The sequence below is a fragment of the Paenibacillus aceris genome (genome assembly GCF_017874035.1).
Taxonomy (GTDB): Bacteria; Bacillota; Bacilli; order Paenibacillales; family NBRC-103111; genus Paenibacillus_E; species Paenibacillus_E aceris.
In genome coordinates, this window is record NZ_JAGGKV010000032.1 from 30,224 (window position 1) to 51,852 (window position 21,629).

Genomic DNA, 21,629 nt, shown 5'->3' on the forward strand with positions numbered 1-21,629 from the left:
AAGATAAAAAGGAGGGGGATCACCCATGAGACGCTGGTTTGCCAAATCCCTAAAACGTAAGTTGTCTTTCATTATTTTACTCGCTGTCGTACTGCCGCTGCTTTCCATGGGGACCGTTTCCTATCGCATTGCGACATCGGTGACGGAAGAAAAGGCGAAGCAGGCCGGGATGAATACCTTGAAACAAATCACGGACAAGCTGGACTTCGTTATTCAAGACGTGGAGAATATGTCGATTTTTCTTATCGGACAAAAGGATATTCAAACCTATTTAAGCAATACAGAAGGGGACGTCAACAGCTACTCGCTAATTGTCGGTACATTGTGGAACTTATCCTATTCCAAAAAATACATATCTAACATTACGATCACTCCGAAAAACGGCAATCCGGTCCTTTTTACAACGACAATTACGAAGTCCGGATTAGCTCCGCTTTTACAACAGTATGAATCCGTTTACAAATCGGCTGTCAAATGGTGGTCGCCGCTTTATGTGAATCAAACAACAGACGGTTCCAAGAAAGTGATTACACTCGTCAGACCGATTCGTGATGTGAGTACGTTCAAGACGATCGGAACGCTCACTTTCTCACTCGATCAAGCGGAGATTGAGCATTATTTGACGGATGCCGGGTGGGAAAGCAGCGGTTTTGTCATGCTCACAGACCAATATAACCAGATTATTGCAGGGGGCGAACCAGGCTGGTTGGCACGGCAGGTCGGAGACGTTTTTCCGAATTTAGGCAAGCTGGGCGATACGAGCGGCGTGCTTAATGTACCTAGAGGGGAATTGCCGCATACGGTTTTATATAATTCGATGCCCCGATTAGGCTGGAAATTAGTCGGCTTCATCCCTACGCAGATCTATCAGAAGCAAAATGGTTATGTGCTTACGGTAACCGCTGTAACAATTGCGGTTGCGCTGCTGCTCGCGATGGGCTTGGTGCTTTACTTCCTGCAATGGGTGACGAAACCGCTCACGAAGTTGACCAAATCGTTGAAAGATTTGAACCCGGATGAAGCCATTCCGACCTATGAGGTGAAAAGCGCCGACGAAGTTGGGCTTCTCGTCCATAGCTACAATAAGCTGAGCGAACGGATCGGCAGATTGAAGGATCAAGTGCAGCAGAATGAAGCGAAGAAAAAAGAAGCGGACATTTTGGCGCTTCAGGCGCAGATCAATCCGCATTTTTTGTACAATACACTCTCCTCTATCCATTGGATTGCCTTGATGAACAAGGATCGTCAAATTGCCGAAATGATAGGCGCGCTCAGCGATTTCTTGCGTTTTAGTCTGAATAAAGGCGAGGAATTCTGCGCGGTTCAGCAGGAAATTTCGCATGCTCAGAACTATGCCTATATTCAAGCGATCCGCTTTCCGGATCAGTTCGAGATTGAATTTTTTATCGATCCCGAGATGCTGCAAACGATGATGCTGAAGCTGCTGCTTCAACCATTGATTGAGAACAGCCTCATTCACGGTATTCAGAAGAAGAAAGCAAAGGGAAATGTCTACGTACATGGAGAATTGCGCGATAACCAAATGAGATTCGTTGTGGAGGACACGGGAATCGGGATGGATGAAGCGAAGCTTCGAGACATTCATGGACAACTGGCTACGGCTAACCATCAATTGGGGATGCTAACCGAAGTTGCGAAGGAAGCGAAGCTGCCGGTCACCTCCTATGGACTTATTAATGTGCACAGACGATTGCTGCTGCATTATGGCCTTGGATCGGGCCTTGTTGTTGAAAGTACGGCAGGTAGTGGGACGCGTATTACATTTTCAATTCCGCTTGGGACGGGGGAGCTGGCGACATGAGAATTTTGATTGTAGATGATGAAGTGATTATTAGGAAAGGACTTTGTACCGTCATCGATTGGAAGGAGCTCGGGCTTGAACTGCTGCCTGCAGCCTCTTCAGGGGAAGAGGCTTTAGAGAGAATACCGGAGGAAAAACCGCATATTGTTCTGACGGATATCCGTATGCCGGGGATTGACGGGATCGAGCTTGCCCGTGAAGTGAAAGCGCTGCTGCCGGACACGGAGATCGTCATCCTGACGGGGTATGATGATTTCTCCTATGCCCAACAGGCGCTTCGTGAAGGGGTAACCGATTATTTGCTGAAGACAAGCCGTCCGGAAGAGATTATTAAAGCTGCGCTAAAAGCGAAGCAGAACGTCATGGATAAATGGGAAACAATCAAGCAAGAAAATCTTCAACAGGCTGCGCTGCGCAACCAGTTATTAGATCGGGCTTTAAATCGCGGCTTGCACGATGACGCGGAAGCAAGGGAGCAGCTGCGGGTTTGGTTCCAGAGAAATGGTGTAGACGTGCAACCGGAATCCGGTGCGGCTGCGCCCATGCAAGTGCTGCTTGTTTCCGTTTCCGGGTGGGAAGCGGGGATTACGGAGCTGCTGCAAGGCGCGGCGGAAAATATTCTCTTCGAGCTGCTCCCGTGCGTAACGCTCATGAACAAGGAGTATTTGCTGCTCGTTGTCCGCTATGAAGAAGACAGAACCGATCAAGCGGGGCTTATCAAGGCGCTTAAGAGGGTAACCGAAACACTGAAATGCACGGCTTTTGCTGCGCTGGGAACTATTGCGCAGGATTACGAAAGCCTAAGGGATTCCTACGCAGCGGCTAAAGAAGTTTTTGCTTATCAAGGGCTCCTCGGTCCGCAGGGTCTTTACACACTGGAGGATATAAGGGAGCGAAGCGGGGGCCGCACGGTGCTTACCGAGAAGGAGGAGGCCGAGCTCACGGCGATTTTGATGAGCGGCAATGCCACGGATCTGCGGCACTGGGTGAACCAGAAGGTGCGCGCGCTGATGGAGGATGCTTTAGCGACACCAATGACAGTGCAGGGCTATCTGCAATCGATGATCATCGCAGGGCACCGCTGGCTGGAACGAGCCAATTCATCAGAGCGATCTCACAGCACGCTGCCTGCCTATGAAGGAGAGGGACGCCCGGAGGAGGAGGTCTTTAAGATCCTCACGGCGATCATGAACCATTTTCACCAAGGCTTGGATCAGAACAAGTACGCGTATGTGTACAAGTCTATTGCATATATCCGCGATAATTTGCATCAGCCGATTTCGCTGCAGCAGGTGGCGGGCTTTGTACATATTAATCCGAATCATTTTAGCGAAGTATTCAAGCGGGAAACCGGCTGCACGTATATCGAATTTGTGACGCAGGAGCGGATGAAGCGCGCTGTGGACCTCTTGCAAAGCACACAAACCAAAGTCAGCGATATTGCCAGACGAGTGGGGTATGAAGACATTAAATACTTTACACAGCAGTTCAAAAAGTATACCGGTCAAACACCTACGGAGTATCGACAGGGTTCGACAGGTGGCGACAAAATCTAAAGACTGAAAAATGTCCCCCCTTGCGCCGAAGTCTCTCCCGTACCGCCTCCAAAAGATGTCCCCTATACTAAAGTTGTAACAAGAGAGCAACAGATTGAGTTTTTTACGAAAACTTTTAGGGGGTCCAAACGAATGAAGAAGTCATTTATCGTTACACTGGCGGCCACATTGTCATTAGCTTTGTTAGCCGGTTGCGGTGCTAGTGGCACAACAGATACAGTTAAAGGTAGCGCAGCGCCTAAATCAACAGATGCAGCTAAGCCTGCTGAGAAAGTTAAACTATCTATCTGGCACAACTATACAGGTGAAGATCTTCGCGCTAAGTTAATGCGTGAATATATGGAGAAGTTCAAGAAAGACCACCCGAATGTGGAGCTGGATATTCAGGGGATCCCGCCCGATGGCTACCGTCCGCGTCTTAAAACGGTTGCTGCAGCAAATGAAATGCCGGATCTGTTCGTGATGTGGCCGGGCGTTATGACGAAGGAGTTCGTCGGTGGCGACTTGATTCAACCGATCAATGAGCTGCTCGACAGCAAAACTGAGTGGAAGAACGGCTTCATGCCAGGGTCATTCGATGATTTCACAATCAGCGGCAAAACGTATAGTGCTCCGATGGCCTTGTCGCCAACGTCGATCCTTTACTACAACAAAGAAATCTTTAACAAATATAACGTGCAGCCACCGAAAACATGGGATGATCTCATGAAGCTGGTAGACACATTCAAAAAGAACAATGTAACGCCAATCGCGCTCGGCAACAAAGCGGCATGGGTTGCGCAATCCAGTATCCTCAGCTCGCTGGCTGACCGCGTGACAGGTACGGATTGGTTCTTGAAGGCTGTTGATCAAAATGGAGCGAAGTTCACGGATCCGGAATTCGTCCAGTCCCTAACTTACCTTCAACAGCTTGGTAAAGCAGGCGCGTTCCAAGAAGGCTTCAACAGCATCGACAATACCCAAATGGAACAAATGTTTGCGCAAGGCAAAGCTGCCATGATGATTGATGGCGGTTGGGCGCTTCCGAACCTGGCGGCGAATACATCCAAAGAAGCTTTGGCTAACATGGCTGTAACCGTTCTGCCATCCGTCCCTAACGGCAAAGGCGATCCAAACTCTCTTTCCGGCGTAGTAGGTACAGGTCTTGGAATGAGCAAGAAAGTAACCGGCGCACAGAAAGCGGCAGCTTATGAGTTGATCTACGCACTGTCTGGTCCGGAAGCACAGAAAGCCATTTTGGAAAGCAATCAGCTTGTTTCCTACAAAGTAGACTTGGATACATCGAAAGTATCCTCCTTGTTTGCAGAAGTATACAAAATGATGAACACCGTTAAGAAAACCCCGGTTTACGACGGCAAGCTTAGCTCCGCTAGCGCCGATGTCGTGAACAATGGTCTGCAAGAGCTCCTCATGGGCGGCAAGCCAGAGGATATCGCCAAAAAAATTCAAGACGCGCAAGCGAAAGCTGTCGGCAAATAATGTATGGCCATAGGACTCCAGCCAGCCCGGCTGGAGCCCTTTTTTCAAAAAGTTAGCAAGGGGGGAAGTTAAGTCATGACCGTATCCGCAAGAATCAGAGGATTCATTACTATTGGGCTTCTTCCAGCTTTAGTGCTCTATCTGTTTTTTGTCATCGTGCCGATTTTCTGGTCAGCGTACTACGGCTTTTTCGACTGGAAAGGGATCGGAGCCGCCAAATTTATCGGATTAGACAACTATGTGGAAGTGTTCAAAGATCCAATCTTCTGGAAGTCGTTCAAAAACAATATGCTTATCGTTGCAGCGTCCGTGTTCGGTCAAGTACCGATTGCCTTGATTTTAGCGCTTTTGCTTATGAAAAGTACCTTTTTCCAGCGTGTCATTCGTGCTTCCGTCTTTATGCCCATGGTGCTTTCCTCTGTTGTTGTCGGGATCATCTGGGGTTACATTTATCACCCGCAAATCGGTATTTTGAACTTCTTGCTCGATGGCGTCGGTCTTGACAGCTGGAAGAAAGCTTGGCTTTCCGATCCGAAAGTATCGATGTACGCCCTCATGGTGCCGATCATCTGGAATTATATTGGACCTTACATGATTATGTTTATTGCCGCTCTACAAAATATTTCACCAGAGATCGAGGATGCCGCGCAGCTTGACGGGGTGGGTCCTGTCCGCAAATTGTTTGCTGTCACGCTGCCAATGATCTGGGATACCGTCAAAGTCGCTGTCGTGCTATGTATCTCCGGAAGCTTGAAGGCTTTCGATCTCATCTACGTGATGACGGGCGGAGGTCCGGCGCACTCTACCGAACTGCTTGCTTCTTACATGTATAACAGTACCTTCAATGTGTATCGTTTCGGCTTCGGAAGTGCGATTTCCACAGCCATTATTATTCTTAGCTTGATCTTGATTGTAGGCAGCCAACGTCTTATGAAGCGCGATTACCGTTAAAAATTAAGGAAAAGAGTTCTCTCAGGAGGGACATCTATGGAGCAGGTTGTATCGATGCAGACGGGTTTTCCCGCTGGAGGTAAGAAACGGAAAGTTTGGACGCGAGGCGTCGTTAATATTTTGCTTAGCTTGTACGCGCTAGTCACGTTGTACCCGCTCATATGGTTGTTTATGAGTGCGTTGAAGTCCAATGAAGAGTTTTATTCGCGGCCCTTTTTGCTGCCGCTAACTTGGAAATGGGACAATATCGTCAGAGCCTGGAAAGTATCCGGCATGGGGCTCTCGCTTTGGAATTCCACGGTCGTTACGATTGCTTCTCTCGTGCTGACATTAGTGTTGGGGGCTCTGGCAGCCTTTGTATTATCACGGTTTGAGTTCAAATTAAAGCCTTTCTTCATGGGATTATTCCTGCTCGGGATGCTCATTCCGATTCACAGTACGTTAGTTCCTCTTTTTATTATTATGAAAAAAGTAGGCCTTTTGAATACGTACGGTGCACTTATCCTGCCTTATGCGGCTTTTGAGCTGCCGCTTGCGATCTTCGTTGTTGCCGCCTATTTGGTCACCATTCCTAAAGAGATTGAGGAAGCGGCTTTGATCGACGGCACAGGCTACTGGGGTATTTTCTTCCGGATGATGCTGCCGCTTAGCTTACCGGCGCTTTCGACGGTTGCGATCTTAGGTTTTTTGCGGTTTTGGAATGATTTTGCGTTTGCTCTGGTGTTTATTAGCAAGCCTGCGCTGAAGACTGTTCCGCTGAGCTTGTCCGCTTTTGCTACAGGTTATATGACCGATTACGAGTTGACGATGGCCGCGCTTGCCATTGCTGTACTGCCGACGATTGTCGTGTTCCTGCTGTTCCAGGAGCAGATTATGAAGGGCATGACGGCGGGTGCTGTAAAAGGCTAATCAATTATCATCCTTGGGAGGACATCATGACGAAATTAAAAGTTGCGGTGATCGGAGCTGGCTCCATTTCCGATGCACATTTGACTTCATATATGGAACATCCTGAAGTTGAGCTGTACGGCATCGTCGATATGAACGAGGAACGGGCGCGCGCGGCTGTAGAGAAGTACGGAGCGAAGGTTGCCTTTACCGACTACCGTGAGATGCTGGCTGATCCGCAGGTGGAAGCGGTGAGCATCTGCACATGGAACAACACGCACGGCGCTTTGAGTATTGCCGTGCTGGAAGCAGGCAAGCACGTGCTGTGCGAGAAGCCGCTTTGCACGACGGTCGAAGAAGCCTTGCGCGTCGAGGAGGCGGTTCGCCGCAGCGGCAAGCTGCTGATGGTCGGCTTCGTCCGCCGCTTTGGCACGAACGCGCAGGTGCTGCGCCGCTTCATTGATGCAGGCGAGCTTGGCGAGATTTACTACGCCAAGGCTTCGTACTTGCGCCGGTTAGGCAATCCCGGCGGCTGGTTCGCCGACAAGGAGCGCGCCGGCGGCGGTCCGCTTTTTGACATCGGCATTCATGTCATCGACTTATGCTGGTACTTGATGGACCGGCCGAAGGTGAAGTCGGTCAGCGGGAACACGTATACGAAGCTGGGCAACCGTTCGCATATCAAGAACTTGAGCTTCTATAAGGCAGCGGATTACGATGCTTCCCAAAATACCGTGGAAGACATGGCGAATGCCCTCATCCGGTTTGAGAACGGCGCGTCGCTCATGGTCGACGTTTCCTTCACCTTGCATGCGAAGATGAAGAATGAATTCGCTGTGAAGATATTTGGCGATAAGGGCGGCGCCGAGATCGAGCCGGATTTCTGCATCGTGAGCGAGAAACACGACACGATCATTAATGTGACGCCGCAGATCGATCATCCTTCGTTCGAATTCATGGACGGCTTCCGTAATGAAATCGACCATTTTGTGCAGGTTTGTTTAGGGCGTCAGGCGTTGATTTCTCCTGTTCGAGACGGCGTGGAATTGACCAAAATCTTGTGCGCGATCTATGAGTCGAGCGAAAAAGGTATAGAGATTCATTTTGACTAAACGATAGTAAAAGACATAGAAACATACAACGAACTCCGGAACTAACAGCATGGATGTGGAGGTAACAGCGGATGGCTCTCAATAATCCGATCGGGATCATCGTAGATAGCTTTGGAGTGGGAATTAGAGAAGGTTTGCGGAAAGCGAAGGAAGCGGGCGCCGATGGCGTTCAAATTTATGCGGTTAGCGGTGAAATGGACCCTGATCGCCTAACGGCCGCTGACAGGCAGGAGCTTCGGGCTTATATCGCCTCGTTAGGTTTGGAGGTTTCGGCCCTATGCGGGGATTTGGCTGGGCATGGTTTTCAAGACGAAACGGCAAACCCGGCCAAAATTGCAAAATCCAAGCAGATCCTTGATCTGGCGCTTGATCTTGGAACGAACATCGTCACGACACATATCGGCATCGTCCCGGAGGATACGCAAAGCGATGTGTATCTCAGCATGCAGCGGGCTTGCGAGGAACTGGGCCAATACGCGCACAGCAAAGGCGCGTTCTTCGCCATCGAAACAGGGCCGGAGCGGGCGGAGCATCTCAAACGTTTTCTCGACACGATGAGCACGAAAGGCGTCTCTGTCAATTTTGATCCAGCGAATATGGTGATGGTGACCGGCGACGATCCTGTGCAAGGCGTGCTGAGTTTAAAAGACTACATTGTACACACACATGTCAAAGATGGCGTCCGTTATCGTGAAATCGATCCGATTCTGGTATACGGAGCTCTTGGCCTCGAAGCAATGGATCACGCCAAAATTGCCGAGATGGCATCGGGCGGCTCAGGGGCTGCTTTCGCGGAGGTTCCGCTGGGCGAAGGTGAAGTGCCCTTTGGCGCTTACTTCCGGGCGCTGAAGGAAATTGGGTACACCGGTTATTTGACCATTGAGCGAGAGGTCGGAGAAAATCCTGAAGCGGATATCCGGCAAGCCGTGCAATACATTGAGCAGTTTAAGAGGTAAAAGAATCGCCATTCTTCGGGGCCGTGAGGCTCAGAGGGGTGGCGTTTTTATGTTTGGTTGGGGTGAGGGGATGGTCTGGGAAAGCGTAGGGGGATGGGAGTGGATAATGGGGGAGGAAGGGAGGATGAGGAGGGAGAGGTGGAAAAAGATGAAAGGTGAACGATGAAAGATGAAGATGAAGATGAAGATGAAAGATGAAAGATGAAAGATGAAAGGTGAAAGATGAATGATGAAAGACGAAAGAAAGATGTAGAGGTAGAGGCTTCAGAATAAGCTTCACTTTTACGTTCACTATCACTTTCACCTTCCCTTCACCTCTGCCTCAAGTTGATGCACCGTGAACAGGTATGGGAACTACAGGACGCTATTTTATCGGAAATAGCCTTTGAGCTGGGGAAAGGGGAACTAGGGGACGCTATTTCACCATTTTGGGACAAAATTAGCCTATAGATGGAGAATAAGGCCCTGTAGTTCCACTCCAGCACATGATTCTCCGTCTTTCACCTTAATAGCGGCCCGACGTTCCCTTAATTTATACGAACGGCGAAAACACTCGTTTTCTTATTTTGAGCAGACAACGAATACGCTAGTTCCTATAGATGGAGGAGCTATATGCTGTCCGTTAGAAGTACGTATAAAAGAACGTCCACCGTGATGATGCAACTTTGCTCCGCACTCACACACCTCATCGAACACGCGCCCCCCGTTGCTCGTCCCCACCGTCCCGCGCCAGTCACGCCCGCGCCGCTAAGACTTCCCCTTGCGCGTCAGCTCCGCAAGCGACACCCACTGCTCCTCGGTCACCTCGAGCAGATCGTTGAACTGCCCGGCGCCCTGCAGCCATTCGCCGCCGTCGATCGTGACGACTTCGCCGTTGACGTACCCGGCGTAGTCCGAAATCAGATAAGCCGCGAGGTTCGCGAGCTCATCCTTTTCCCCGACCCGCCGCAGCGGCACGCGGTTCAGCAGCTTCTCCGACAGCTCAGGCGTCGGAGCCAATCGGCTCCACGCGCCGTCGGTCGGGAACAGCCCCGGCGCGATGGCGACTTGCCGGATGCCGTGGCGCGCCCATTCAACGGCAAGCGAGCGCGTCAAGGCGAGCACGCCGGCCTTGGCGGCCGCCGACGGCACTACGAAGGCCGAGCCGGTGGAGGCATAAGAGGTGACGATGTTCAGCATCGTTCCGCCGACGCCTTGCTCGATCCATCTTTTGCCCACTTCCAGCGTGGTATAAAACGTGCCGTGAAGGACAATATTCAGCACCGCATCAACCGCACGCGGAGACAAATTCTCCGTAGGGCTGGCAAAATTGCCAGCCGCATTGTTAATTAGAACATCAATCCGGCCATAATGCTGCTCCACGGCTGACACCATCTCCGCAATTTGCTGCGGATCCCGCACATCACAGCTTTTGTAGAACACTTCACCGCCCATTTCGGAAGCGGCTTTTGCCAACACTTCCTCACGGCGGCTCGTAATGGCGAGCCGCGCTCCCAGCTCGAGGAAGCGTTCCCCCATAGCACGGCCCAGACCGGTGCCGCCACCCGTAACGAGAATGACTTTATCCTTCAACAAAGATGCATCGAACATATCCACCCTGCCCTTCATCAATAAATTCATATTTCCCTATTGGAGGAACCCAGCTTCGAACTGCTCGATCCGGCTCGCTAGATCCCCAGGCAGCGGTGTGCCTTTTTGCGTATGAACATCGACATAGACACCGGTGCTCGTACCCAAGCTCACGACTTGCTGCGTGTCCCGCTTAACAATCGCATAATGCAGGTCAAGGGAGGATTTGCCAATGCGATTTATTTTCATATAAATATCAAGGTTGTCGTTAAAATGGCCCTGAGATTTATATTCAACACTCTGGTTCACAATGAAAAACGTCTTATCTAACGGAGCGCCCCCAGGGCCTGCAAAAAACAACCCCAACCCATTCATATACTCACACCGCGCCTGCTCCATATAAATAACGGAAGTAAGGTGGCTCATATGTCCGTTCGCATCGGTTTCGCAGAAGCGGACTTTTGCACTTGTATAAAATCGGAAGCCTTCCAATTCAGAAAAGTTCATGACGTCTCTAGTCTCCTGTAAAATAGGTTTGATACTGCTCGCGCAGCTCGCGTTTCATGAATTTGCCCACCGAGGTACGAGGGATTTCGTGAAGAAACACCACATCATCTGGGATCCACCACTTGGCAAACTTGTCTTCTATAAAAGCAAGCAACCCCTTTTTGTCCCCCGCTTGCAGCGCAGCATCCTTCAGGACGACGCAGGCGAGAGGGCGCTCCTCCCATTTGGGATGCGGCACGCCGATGACGCAAGCCTCAAAAACATTCGGATGCGCCATTAACGCGTTCTCCAAGTCGAGGGATGAAATCCATTCCCCGCCGCTTTTGACCAAATCCTTGGCTCTGTCGACCAGCTTCACAAATCCTTCGCTATCAATCACTGCGATATCCCCGCTATGGAACCAGCCGTCCTGGAAAGCTTCTGCAGTTCGGACATCTTTGTAGTATTCGGTCGCTACCCAGGGCCCTCGCAGCATAATTTCACCCATTTCTTTACCGTCCCAAGCCACCTCGCCTCGAGGTCCGACGATCTTCATATCAAGACCGGGCACCAGCAGCCCTTGCATCGCCCTCGTATCGTATTGTTCATCCAGCGATGCCTTTTCTTGATAGCTTTTTAGCCGGGCTACCGTAACGAGCGGACATGTTTCCGTCATGCCATAAGCATGATAGAACGGCACTTTCAGCCGCTGCTCATAGCTTTCAATCAGACTGCGAGGGGCGGCAGATCCGCCGCAGACTACGGCGCGTAAAGAAGAGAGATCCAACTGCAGCGCTTCTTGCGCTTTGAGGGCGGCCGTCCAAACGGTCGGCACGCCTGCCGCAATGGTGACTTTCTCGTCCGCAACCAGTCGGAGCAGAATGTCCGGCGTTGGGGCCGGTCCCGGAAGCACTTGCTTGCTGCCGAACCAGACGGAGGCAAAAGGGAGCCCCCAGGCGTTAACATGGAACATCGGGACGATAGGAAGCACGGTATCACGTTCCGAAAGGCCTAGCGTATCCGACAAGCCGATGGACAGCGAATGCAGATAAATTCCGCGATGGGAGTACACGACACCCTTCGGATTTCCAGTTGTAGCGGACGTATAGCACATACCGGCGGGAGCGCTTTCATTTATATATTCTGGATATGTAAAATGAGGATCTCCGCTCTCTATCATGTTCTCATATAAGTAGACAGGCTGTAAAGAAGTAGGCGGCAGCGCCTTTTTATCCGTCATGATGATATAGCCTTCGATGGTCGTCAGTTGATCTTTAATCTTTTCGATAATAGGCAGCAAAGTCTCGTCCACGAATAGGAAACGGTCTTCTGCATGGTTGAGAATATAGGCGATATGGTCGGCGGGGAGGCGGATATTGACTGTGTGCAGGACAGCTTCCATGCAGGGGATAGCAAAATATGCTTCCAAATGCCAGTGATGGTTCCAAGCAAAAGTGGCAATCCGGTCCCCTGGCTTTACGCCGAGTGCTTGCAGAGAGCTGGACAACAACTTCGCGCGTCTTCCGAAATCAGCGTACGTATACCGGTGAATGCCGGTAATTGTCCGTGAAACAACCTCTTTTTTGGGGAATAAAGTTTGGGATCGTTCGAAGAGAGAGCGCAGCGTTAGTGGGTAATTGTCCAAATGGAAACACCTCCGGAGATTGTCTATTTCTATTGTAAATATATAAGGAGGGGGGACGAGATATGTCCAAAAAGTAACCCCGCATAATTAAAAACCGACTCCGCCGCATGCTGATCATGCAGGGAATCGGTCTCTTATTTACACGTTTAAAATAAACTTCTCAATGACGTGTCTGACGCCGTCTTCATTATTGCTTTTGGTCACGTAATTAGCCAGCTCTTTGAGCTCCGGCAAAGCATTATCCATTGCGACACCAAGTCCCGCAACTTCCAGCATTTCACGGTCGTTCCACGCATCGCCAAGGGCAATGACCTCATCCAGCGTGCAGCCGATGTGACCAGCCAGAAAAGCGATCGCATGGCCTTTTGTTCCTTCTTTGTGCATGAATTCCAAATAGTGGGGTTTGGACTTCGTAATATGCATTTGCTCGCCGAGCAGCGGAAGCAGCTCCTCGCGGAGTTGGTCGCAAACTTCCGGTTTATCTACGATTAGCATTTTAGGTTGCGGAATGTCGATCCATTGGCGCAGGTCACCGATGATATAAGGCGTTTTGGAAAGACGCACGTAATTTTTAATTTTATCGTTATCTTCGCCTGCATAAAGCTTGTCGCCATGGTAAAGCTGAAGATGGAGATTTCTCTTTTCGCAAAAGTCGAGCAGGAAGCGGGCGCTTTCCACCGGCACCATGCGCTCATAAAGCACTTCTTCGTCGAGGAGGTTTTTGATCGAAGCTCCTTGATACGTAATAATCGGCACGTTGAGTCCGATTTGGTTGGCGATTTTGGCTGCGGAAGGGAAGCTTCTCCCTGTCGCAATCGTTACCGTCACGCCCCGGGCAACCGCCTGATGCATCGCGTCAATCGTTTCCTGGGAAATGGTCAGATCATCACGCAGAAGCGTATCGTCTAAATCCGATGCTACTAATTTGTAAGTCATGTGTTCCTCTCCGTTCCGATAGGTAGTCTATATAAAAATTCTGCTATAAGCATACCCGAATCAAAGCGGAATTGCTAGAATAAAGCAATAGCTTTTCAGATTAAAAGGAGGCGCGTAAACGATGGCATCACCCTATACGGAGAAGCTGGAGGCTTTGCTTAGAGCGCATAGCAGCGAGATTGATGCGGCAGCGATGGCGGCCTATATGCGGGACCAATTTCCTTTCCTCGGCATTCGCAATCCGCAGCGCGTAGCATTAACGAAGCAATTTTGGAAGGAGCATGGCTACCCGAAGGGGACTGAGGGCGTGAAAGTTTCTGAGGAGCTGTGGGCTTTGCCTGAGCGGGAGTTTCATTACACGGGGCTGCTGCTGCTTACTCAACTTCGTAAAGATGCGGAGAAGGAGCGCATTGAGGTACTGGAGCGCATGGTCGTGACGAATTCCTGGTGGGATTCGGTGGATACGATTGCCGACCATTTGATCGGTTTTCACTTGCAGAAATATCCGGAGCTCATTCCGGCCTGTGTCGAGAGATGGCTCGCGTCAGGCAATATGTGGCTGCAGCGAACGGCGATTCTGTTCCAGCTCAAATATAAGCAGCGCACAGACGTGCCGCTTCTGTTTAGCTGCATTCGGCGCATGGCGGACTCAAAGGAGTTTTTCATCCGCAAGGCGATCGGTTGGGCGCTGCGTGAATATTCGAAAACGGATGCTGCTGCGGTGCAGGCGTTTGTCGCTGAAACTGAGCTCTCGCCGTTAAGTGTACGGGAAGCGCTGAAGGTTATTCAGCGGAAGGAAGGACGCGAGGAGCGCGAAGAACAAGAGGCCTGATCAACGCAAGCTGCGATTCTTTTCTACCGAAAGTACGCTATACTAGTCTATATCTAGGAATTGGAGGAATCCAACTCATGTCGGAATTTATGTGTTATTCTGCCCAAGAGAACCGAACGACGATCCCTGGAAAACTAGTATCTGGCCGTTATCGGCAGCCATATGGCTATCGGGTCAAGCGGTCCAAAGGTACGAAAGATTATTATCTCACCATGACGCTGCACGGTAAAGGCTTATTCCATAATGGCAATGAGACTTGTGAATGTCCGGAAGGTGAAATTTCGTTAATTACACCGGGTACTCCTCATTATTATGGAACGCCAGAAAACACCGTATGGGAGTTTTATTGGTGCCATTTTGTTCCCAAGGAAGATTGGCTGCCTTTGCTGAAGCTTCCGGAAGCGATTAAGGGAATCCGATTTGCCCGTTTTGATAACGAGAAAGAATGGCTCCATCTTGCTGGGGCTTTCAATAGCCTGATCCATTATAACGAAGAATCCCATTTGTTTTCGGAAAGATTGACGGTTAATGCTTTGGAGGAAATCCTGCTCTTGATATCCAAAAACGTCCGGGAAACACAGTATCCCCTAGATCCTCGCGTGGAAAAGACGGTGAAGCTGATATCGAAGCATTTTAAAGAACCGTTTAACGTGCCGGAGTTGGCGGCTATGGTTAATCTATCGGCCTCCAGGTTCGCCCACCTATTCAAAATACAGACTGGCGAATCGGTTATGGAGATGTTAAATAAAATTCGGCTTAGGCAGTCCAGGAAGCTGCTGGAAACGACGTCGTTGACCATTGCGGAGATCGCCGAGGAAGTTGGGTTTAACCATCCTTTTTACTTCTCCCGTCAGTTCGCTGCTTTCTATGGCACGCCGCCGGCTGTTTTTCGAAAACATATGATTCTTGCTTTGAAATAAAAAAAGGGAACAGCCGCTTATTTCGGCTGTTCCCTTTTTTATTATGGAGTTACGTAAATATTCGGCTGAGTTGGCGCAGCCATGCCTGTTCCGAGGAAGTAGCTGGTATGCGGCGGCTGATTGTAGGCTACATTTTGCCATGCAATATCCAGGCGGTAAAGCGGATCATGCATCAAAGTCCAAAGGCGCGTGCTAGTCTCGTAAGGGGTTGTGTAGATGCGTAACGCAGAGTTATCCGACTTCCGCCAAATCGCCTCTTCTCGCCAGTCTCCTAGAATATCGGCTTGCAGACTCGGATTCCCTTTCGTCCCATTGTTGGAAAGAGTGCCCGTTGCGGTTAATAGAGTCGTCGTATTGAGACTGGTATAATTCCACTTATCGATTCTGCCTACTCCATTGGTTCCATCCCAGTTATGATCAAGCAGCTCACGGGATACATCGCCGTCCCACCAGATGCCATAGTTGATGGAGGAAGGAACGGTTGAGCTGATTTTGGTACCGTTTATTTGGTATAATCCGACCCCATTGCTTGCCCAAACCTCTTCACCCGCATATCTCGGATCAATATCGGCCGACATGCCTCTTCCGGTGTCAGCTCCGGTATTTACACCCCACCGTATTGCGCCTGTTCCTGCATTCCAAACGGCTGCACCGTATGTGGCACTTGTATTTTCCATGACTTTGAATACTTCGAGCCCCGCGTTGTTAGGATCTAGATCGCCTACATGAAGAGCGTCCCCGTGGCCTAAGGCTGTGTTGTACTTCTTGGCCCCGTTATCGTCCACCGTCATGGCGCCGTACACGATTTCATCTTTGCCGTCTCCATCGACATCGGCAGCGGTCAGGTTGTGGTTCCCTTGCCCTGCATAAGCCGAGTTTCCTGAGCTGTTGCTGTCAAACGTCCACAGCTTGGAGAGCGCGCCGCCCCGCCAATTGTACGCCACCAATACAGTGCGCGTGTAATAACCGCGCGCCACCACAAGACTTGGCTTTTCCCCATCCAGATAAGCAATTGTCGCCAGGAAGCGGTCTACGCGGTTGCCGTACGTATCGCCCCAATCTCCTACAGTGCCGCGTGGCGGATCGTAGCTCGTTGTGGTCAATATTTTACCTGTCTGGCCTTCGAAGATCGTCAGAAACTCAGGACCGGATAGAACTCTGCCCACCGAATTTCGATAATCGGCGGTCGAGCTGCCGATGACGGTTCCTGTGCCGTCCTTCGTGCCGTCTGCGGTTTTCATCGCAATTTCGGCTTTCCCGTCGCCGTCCAAATCATAGACCATAAATTGTGTATAGTGAGCGCCGGCGCGAATATTTTTCCCCATTGAGATTCGCCATAGCCGAGTCCCGTTAAGCTTATAAGCATCGACAAACACTTCACCGGTATAGCCGTCCTGCGAATTGTCCTTGGAGTTCGAAGGGTCCCATTTCAAAATAATTTCATACTGCCCATCGCCATCCAAATCACCGACACTCGCGTCATTGGCATTATAGGTATAGTTTACGCCGTCTGGTGTGGTGCCGCCTGCCGGTCTTTGAAGAGGGACATCCAAATAATTAGTGGCCCACGGGGTTGCAGCAGCGGATGCCGCTTGCTCGACGCCGCCTACGACAGCACGAACCGTATAACTGGAGCTTGTTGTTCCTGAGTTATCTTGATAGTTAGTGCTAGTTGTAATAGGAGAAGCGTTAAGTTTTACGCCATTGCGGTATACGTTGAAAGATGTGCTGGATGCTTCAGTGCCTAAAAGTCTCCAACTAACAAGCACGCCGGTTGAAACCTTAACTGCCACCAGTCCCCGGTCGAGCTTTTCCATTTGTCTGGGAACCGCGGCATGCGCTGTAGGGGTTTGGATGCCGTAAGAAGAGATGAGGAGAGAGCCTAGCGTGATGTAGCAAGCTGTTTGAACGAAGCGTTTCACATTATTAAACATTTCTACAACCTCCTTAGATCGTCAAATGTGAATAAAAATACCTTGATCGTGGGTGCATGGATACACCGAAAGATAGCCTCCTTAAGTTGTTTTGGATGCGCTTACATCTGCATCGTGGCTCTTATTATACCTTGTGGAGGATAAGGGTTTAATGCAGACAATGGCTAACTTTCTACACAATACTGCTCTTTGGAAAAATAAATACAAGTCTCAATCACGTGATGAAATATAACACATATATTGATTGTGAAAATATTTTGTTATATATATTGACATATAGTTAACATTGGTTTAAAGTTAGTAAAATTCTTTATAGCGGCATACGACGTTTGGTGCCTGTTTTAACCAATAATAGTGAAGGGAATGATGGAAGATGGCATACAATCGGACGCATGATTGGCTTACGCGACTGCCTAAAGTTGATCTTCACTTGCACTTGGACGGGAGCGTGAAACCGGAAACGATTCTGGAGCTTGCCCTGGATCAAGGCATTGATCTTCCCGTTTACGATAAAGAAGGATTAATTCCACATATGCGTGTAGGCGAGGAATGCGGCAGTCTCATCGAATACTTAAGCAAATTTGATTTTACGACTCGCTTTTTGCAATCGGGTGAGGCGTTGGAGCGGGTTGCCTACGAGGTAGCTCAACAATCGGCAGAGCATAACTGCAAGTACGTAGAGGTTCGCTTTGCTCCGCAGCTGCATCGGAATAACGGATTGACCGTAGAAGAAACCATTCTTCATGTGGTGGCGGGGATGAGGCGCGGGCAGCGGGATTTTGGTGTAAAAGCCGGTGTCATCGCTATCTGCATGAGAAATCATTCCTGTGAAAGTAACTTGGAAGTGATACGGGCAGCAGCAGAGTATGTTGGTAAGGGAGTTGTCGCCGTCGATCTAGCCGGTGATGAGGCGTCCTACCCGCCGGAATGGTTCCGGGAAGTTTTTGCGGAGTCAGGCAAGCTGGGCATCCCTGTCACCATCCATGCCGGAGAAGCCGCGGGTGCGATGAATGTGTATGAAGCCGTTACGAATCTCGGCGCGGTGCGCATCGGGCATGGTGTTCGATTGAAGGAGAACAGCGACATTTTGGAAATGGTCAAAGACCGCCGTATTCCGCTAGAAATGTGCCCGATCAGCAACATCCAAACGAAGGCCGTCTCCGGCTGGGAAGCTTATCCGATCCGCGAATATTTGGAGCATGGGCTCCTTGTCACTATAAACACGGATAATCCGAGCGTATCGGGAACGAACATTACGAAGGAATATCGCGTGCTGTCCGACCGATTCGGCTTTACGGAACATGAGCTTGTCAAGCTTGTAATGAATGGGGTAGATGCAGCATTTATGGAAGAAAACGATAAGCTTTTGCTGCGCCGGGAAATGGAAGCTGAGATACACAGTTTAGGAATGAGTCTGTGGACTGAAAACAGCACCATGTAGTGAAACAATGCGTTTTAGGATTCCAGGATAAGGCGCTAAACGAGGTGAGAGATTTAGCAGGAAAAGTAAAAGTTCCTGTTAATTTCCGCTTTTCACCGAATTGGTTGAATTAACATGAATTCCTCCCTTTAAATTGTAGGATTATCATCTCGTATTTTTCCAGCTTAGCTGTGGGGATATAACGCAAGGGGATTTACTTGCTGGTGCGAGAGAATAGTCTGATACAGTTGGATAAAAGGCTGGGAACTTGCTGCTTTGGCAGCAAGTTTTTTTGTCGTCTGGTGCACCCAACCCGAACCCGAACCTGCATTGACGCCATACAAGCTGAGCACCATACACACATGATCAATCCAATTCCACTTGACAATATAGGGTAGGGGGGTATACTATATAAATATAAACAGCAATAACTACCAACACGGTGAGGTGAACATTATATGAGTGCGGAATCTGCAGGACAGCAGGTAGCGATCGGACCAACCGCAACAGTTGATTTCGATATCACGGGTATGACCTGCGCGGCGTGCGCAACGAGAATTGAAAAAGGGTTGAGCAAAATGCCCGGTGTTTCGCAAGCGTCGGTCAATTTGGCCATGGAAACGGCACGCATTGTCTATCAACCTTCGGAAGTAACGCCAGAGGATATGCAAGCGCGAGTAGTCAAGTTGGGATACGAAGCAGCACGCAAACAAGAACAGTCCGCCACTAGTAGGCATCGCGCCAAGGAGATTCAGAAGCAAAAGTATAAGCTTTGGATCTCAGCAATTCTTTCATTCCCATTATTATGGGCGATGGTCAGCCACTTTTCCTTTACCTCATGGATTTGGCTTCCGGAGCTTTTTATGAACCCGTGGGTGCAGTTGGCGCTCGCGACACCGGTCCAATTTATCATTGGTAGGCAATTCTACATCGGGGCTTATAAAGCGCTGAGCAATAAAAGCGCCAATATGGATGTGCTTATCTCATTGGGAACATCGGCGGCGTACTTTTACAGCTTGTATTTAACGGTACAGTGGGCGGGACAAAGCGAGCATCACCATATGCCTGAGCTGTATTTTGAAACTAGCGCGATCCTTATTACACTCGTCCTTCTTGGAAAATGGTTCGAAGCGCTCGCCAAAGGGCGCACTTCGGAAGCCATTAAATCTTTGATGGGCCTGCAGGCCAAAAGAGCATGGGTCATCCGTGGGGAGCAAGAGCTTAGTATCCCGCTCGAAGAAGTCGTTGCAGGGGATGTCGTGATTGTGAAGCCGGGTGAAAAGATTCCGGTGGACGGTATTGTTTTACAGGGACATTCCTCCGTTGACGAATCTATGCTGACGGGTGAAAGTCTGCCGGTTGAGAAAAGGGAAGGGGACAACGTGATCGGAGCAACGCTGAACAAGAACGGCGTACTCCGGATGCAGGCGACGAAGGTTGGCCGGGAAACGGTGCTGTCCCAAATCATCAAAGTGGTTGAGGAAGCGCAGGGGTCGAAGGCGCCGATTCAGCGCGTGGCCGACGTGATTTCAGGGATTTTTGTCCCCATTGTTGTAGGGATTGCTCTTATCGCCTTCGTTCTTTGGTACTTTTGGCTGGACCCTGCTAACTTCTCTGGCGCACTCCAGAAAACGATTGCGATTCTCGTTATCGCCTGCCCTTGCGCGCTCGGTTTGGCAACACCGACTTCTATTATGGCTGGATCCGGGCGTGCTGCGGAACTAGGCATTTTGTTCAAAGGCGGAGAGCACCTGGAAGCGGCGCATCATATCGATGTTGTGGTCTTGGATAAGACGGGGACGGTAACGAAAGGGAAACCACAGCTGACAGATATCCAAACGCATTTGGATAAAATGACTTTTCTCCGCTTTGTGGGAGCAGCGGAACACAACTCGGAACATCCGCTTGCCGAGGCAATTGTTCAAGGTATTCTGCCATCTGTTCCATCATTGCCGGATGCCGACAGCTTTAAGGCGATTCCCGGTTTTGGACTGGAGGCCCAGGTGGAAGGCAGCCGGGTCGTCATCGGGACACGTAGACTGCTGACGGAGCATGGGATCGATATCGCCGAGATGCTGCCGGATATGGAACGCTTGGAGCACGAAGGCAAAACAGTCATGCTAGCTGCAATCGACGGCGCTTACGCTGGATTCGTGGCGGTGGCCGATACGATCAAAGAAACGTCGCAGGCAGCGGTATCCCGCTTGGAGGCGATGGACATTCAAGTGATAATGATTACGGGAGACAATGCGCGTACGGCAGAAGCAATTGCCCAGCAAGCTGGCATTAAACAGGTGCTGGCGGAGATTTTGCCGGAAGGGAAAGCGTTCGAGGTGAAGAAGCTTCAGGAGCAGGGATACCGCGTCGCAATGGTCGGCGATGGCATCAATGATGCGCCTGCCTTAGCAATGGCCGATATCGGCATGGCAATGGGTACGGGAAGCGACGTAGCCATGGAAGCGGCGGATGTGACACTGATGCGCGGCGACTTGACCTCCATCGCAGATAGCATTGAAATGAGCAGACGGACGATGCGGAATATAAAGCAAAATTTGTTTTGGGCGCTCGGTTACAACACCATCGGTATTCCGATTGCCGCTTTAGGCTTTCTTGAGCCTTGGGTAGCGGGAGCCGCGATGGCGCTAAGCTCGGTTTCTGTTGTCCTGAATGCACTAAGGCTGCAGAAGGTAAAACTTTAAGAGAGAGGCATGCCAAAACGATTGACAATATACGGGTTGGGGGTATGATAAAGAGTAAACAGCCCTCAAAGGAGACAGCCCAATGAACAAGGAATTGGACACGGAAGTTAACCACTGCAGCTTGGATGGACAGGAGCGGAAGAGTCATCATTCCGATAAGCTCAAAGCGGATTTAACCAAGCGGCTGAACCGCATTGAAGGTCAAGTTCGTGGGGTCAAAGGTTTGATCGAGAAAGATACGTATTGTGACGACGTTCTGCATCAGATTGCCGCGATTCAATCGGCGCTCAATGGCGTTGGGAAATTGCTGCTCGCCGGCCATCTCAAAAGCTGTGTTGTCGAACGCATCCAGGAAGGCGACATGGATGTTGTTGATGAACTGCTCAAAACGATGAACACATTAATGAAATAATTAAATCCACTA

Annotated in this window: 17 protein-coding genes; 12 read left to right on the forward strand and 5 right to left on the reverse strand. The window is 50.1% G+C overall.

Annotated elements, in window-relative coordinates; translation table 11 throughout:
* Positions 1-25: 25 nt before the first annotated feature.
* The 7 genes from J2Z65_RS32045 (at position 26) to J2Z65_RS32075 (ending at position 8,764) form a co-directional block, all read left to right on the forward strand.
* Positions 26-1,822 carry a cache domain-containing sensor histidine kinase gene (locus tag J2Z65_RS32045; protein ID WP_167064459.1) on the forward strand — a complete coding sequence of 599 codons (1,797 nt, stop codon included), beginning with the start codon at positions 26-28 and terminating at the stop codon, positions 1,820-1,822.
* Positions 1,819-3,378: a response regulator gene (locus tag J2Z65_RS32050; RefSeq protein ID WP_167064462.1), complete on the forward strand. Its 1,560-nt coding sequence runs from the start codon at positions 1,819-1,821 to the stop codon at positions 3,376-3,378. The genes J2Z65_RS32045 and J2Z65_RS32050 overlap by 4 nt, the downstream gene beginning before the upstream one ends.
* A gap of 132 nt (positions 3,379-3,510) precedes the next feature.
* Positions 3,511-4,857, forward strand: coding sequence for an extracellular solute-binding protein (locus J2Z65_RS32055; protein ID WP_167064465.1), 1,347 nt, complete (start codon positions 3,511-3,513; stop codon positions 4,855-4,857).
* Positions 4,858-4,932: 75 nt separating this feature from the next.
* Complete coding sequence (locus tag J2Z65_RS32060; protein ID WP_167064468.1) at positions 4,933-5,808, forward strand: carbohydrate ABC transporter permease; 876 nt, start codon at positions 4,933-4,935, stop codon at positions 5,806-5,808.
* A gap of 36 nt (positions 5,809-5,844) precedes the next feature.
* Positions 5,845-6,717: a carbohydrate ABC transporter permease gene (locus J2Z65_RS32065; RefSeq protein ID WP_167064471.1), complete on the forward strand. Its 873-nt coding sequence runs from the start codon at positions 5,845-5,847 to the stop codon at positions 6,715-6,717.
* 26 nt (positions 6,718-6,743) lie between these two features.
* Positions 6,744-7,808 (forward strand): Gfo/Idh/MocA family protein, encoded by a 1,065-nt coding sequence (locus tag J2Z65_RS32070; protein ID WP_167064474.1) that lies wholly within the window; start codon positions 6,744-6,746, stop codon positions 7,806-7,808.
* 71 nt (positions 7,809-7,879) lie between these two features.
* The gene (locus tag J2Z65_RS32075) at positions 7,880-8,764 is read left to right on the forward strand and encodes a sugar phosphate isomerase/epimerase family protein (RefSeq protein ID WP_167064477.1); all 885 of its coding nucleotides are present in this window, start codon (positions 7,880-7,882) and stop codon (positions 8,762-8,764) included.
* Positions 8,765-9,511: 747 nt separating this feature from the next.
* On the opposite strand, the gene J2Z65_RS32080 is transcribed toward J2Z65_RS32075, so the two are convergent.
* The 4 genes from J2Z65_RS32080 to J2Z65_RS32095 form a co-directional block, all read right to left on the reverse strand.
* A complete protein-coding gene (locus tag J2Z65_RS32080; protein WP_167064544.1) occupies positions 9,512-10,354 on the reverse strand; it encodes an SDR family oxidoreductase in 843 nt (280 codons plus the stop codon).
* Positions 10,355-10,390: 36 nt separating this feature from the next.
* Positions 10,391-10,840, reverse strand: coding sequence for an acyl-CoA thioesterase (locus tag J2Z65_RS32085; protein WP_167064480.1), 450 nt, complete (start codon positions 10,838-10,840; stop codon positions 10,391-10,393).
* Between the two features lie 7 nt (positions 10,841-10,847).
* Positions 10,848-12,464 carry a long-chain fatty acid--CoA ligase gene (locus J2Z65_RS32090; RefSeq protein WP_167064483.1) on the reverse strand — a complete coding sequence of 539 codons (1,617 nt, stop codon included), beginning with the start codon at positions 12,462-12,464 and terminating at the stop codon, positions 10,848-10,850.
* A gap of 138 nt (positions 12,465-12,602) precedes the next feature.
* Positions 12,603-13,400 (reverse strand): Cof-type HAD-IIB family hydrolase, encoded by a 798-nt coding sequence (locus tag J2Z65_RS32095; protein ID WP_167064486.1) that lies wholly within the window; start codon positions 13,398-13,400, stop codon positions 12,603-12,605.
* Between the two features lie 121 nt (positions 13,401-13,521).
* Here J2Z65_RS32095 and J2Z65_RS32100 point away from each other — a divergent pair, with 121 nt between their 5' ends.
* Positions 13,522-14,232, forward strand: a complete 711-nt coding sequence (locus J2Z65_RS32100) for a DNA alkylation repair protein (RefSeq protein ID WP_167064490.1) — start codon at positions 13,522-13,524, stop codon at positions 14,230-14,232.
* A gap of 77 nt (positions 14,233-14,309) precedes the next feature.
* Positions 14,310-15,152 carry a helix-turn-helix domain-containing protein gene (locus J2Z65_RS32105; RefSeq protein ID WP_167064492.1) on the forward strand — a complete coding sequence of 281 codons (843 nt, stop codon included), beginning with the start codon at positions 14,310-14,312 and terminating at the stop codon, positions 15,150-15,152.
* Between the two features lie 41 nt (positions 15,153-15,193).
* On the opposite strand, the gene J2Z65_RS32110 is transcribed toward J2Z65_RS32105, so the two are convergent.
* Positions 15,194-17,086, reverse strand: coding sequence for a rhamnogalacturonan lyase (locus J2Z65_RS32110; RefSeq protein ID WP_167064495.1), 1,893 nt, complete (start codon positions 17,084-17,086; stop codon positions 15,194-15,196).
* A gap of 373 nt (positions 17,087-17,459) precedes the next feature.
* On the opposite strand from J2Z65_RS32110, the gene add reads away from it, so the two are divergent.
* From add to J2Z65_RS32125, 3 genes are all read left to right on the forward strand, one after another.
* The gene (add, locus tag J2Z65_RS32115; protein ID WP_167064498.1) at positions 17,460-18,527 is read left to right on the forward strand and encodes an adenosine deaminase; all 1,068 of its coding nucleotides are present in this window, start codon (positions 17,460-17,462) and stop codon (positions 18,525-18,527) included.
* A 437-nt stretch (positions 18,528-18,964) separates the two neighbouring features.
* Positions 18,965-21,205, forward strand: coding sequence for a heavy metal translocating P-type ATPase (locus J2Z65_RS32120; RefSeq protein ID WP_167064501.1), 2,241 nt, complete (start codon positions 18,965-18,967; stop codon positions 21,203-21,205).
* Positions 21,206-21,287: 82 nt separating this feature from the next.
* On the forward strand, positions 21,288-21,617 hold the full coding sequence (locus J2Z65_RS32125; protein WP_167064504.1) for a metal-sensitive transcriptional regulator: 330 nt from the start codon (positions 21,288-21,290) through the stop codon (positions 21,615-21,617).
* Positions 21,618-21,629: the final 12 nt, after the last annotated feature.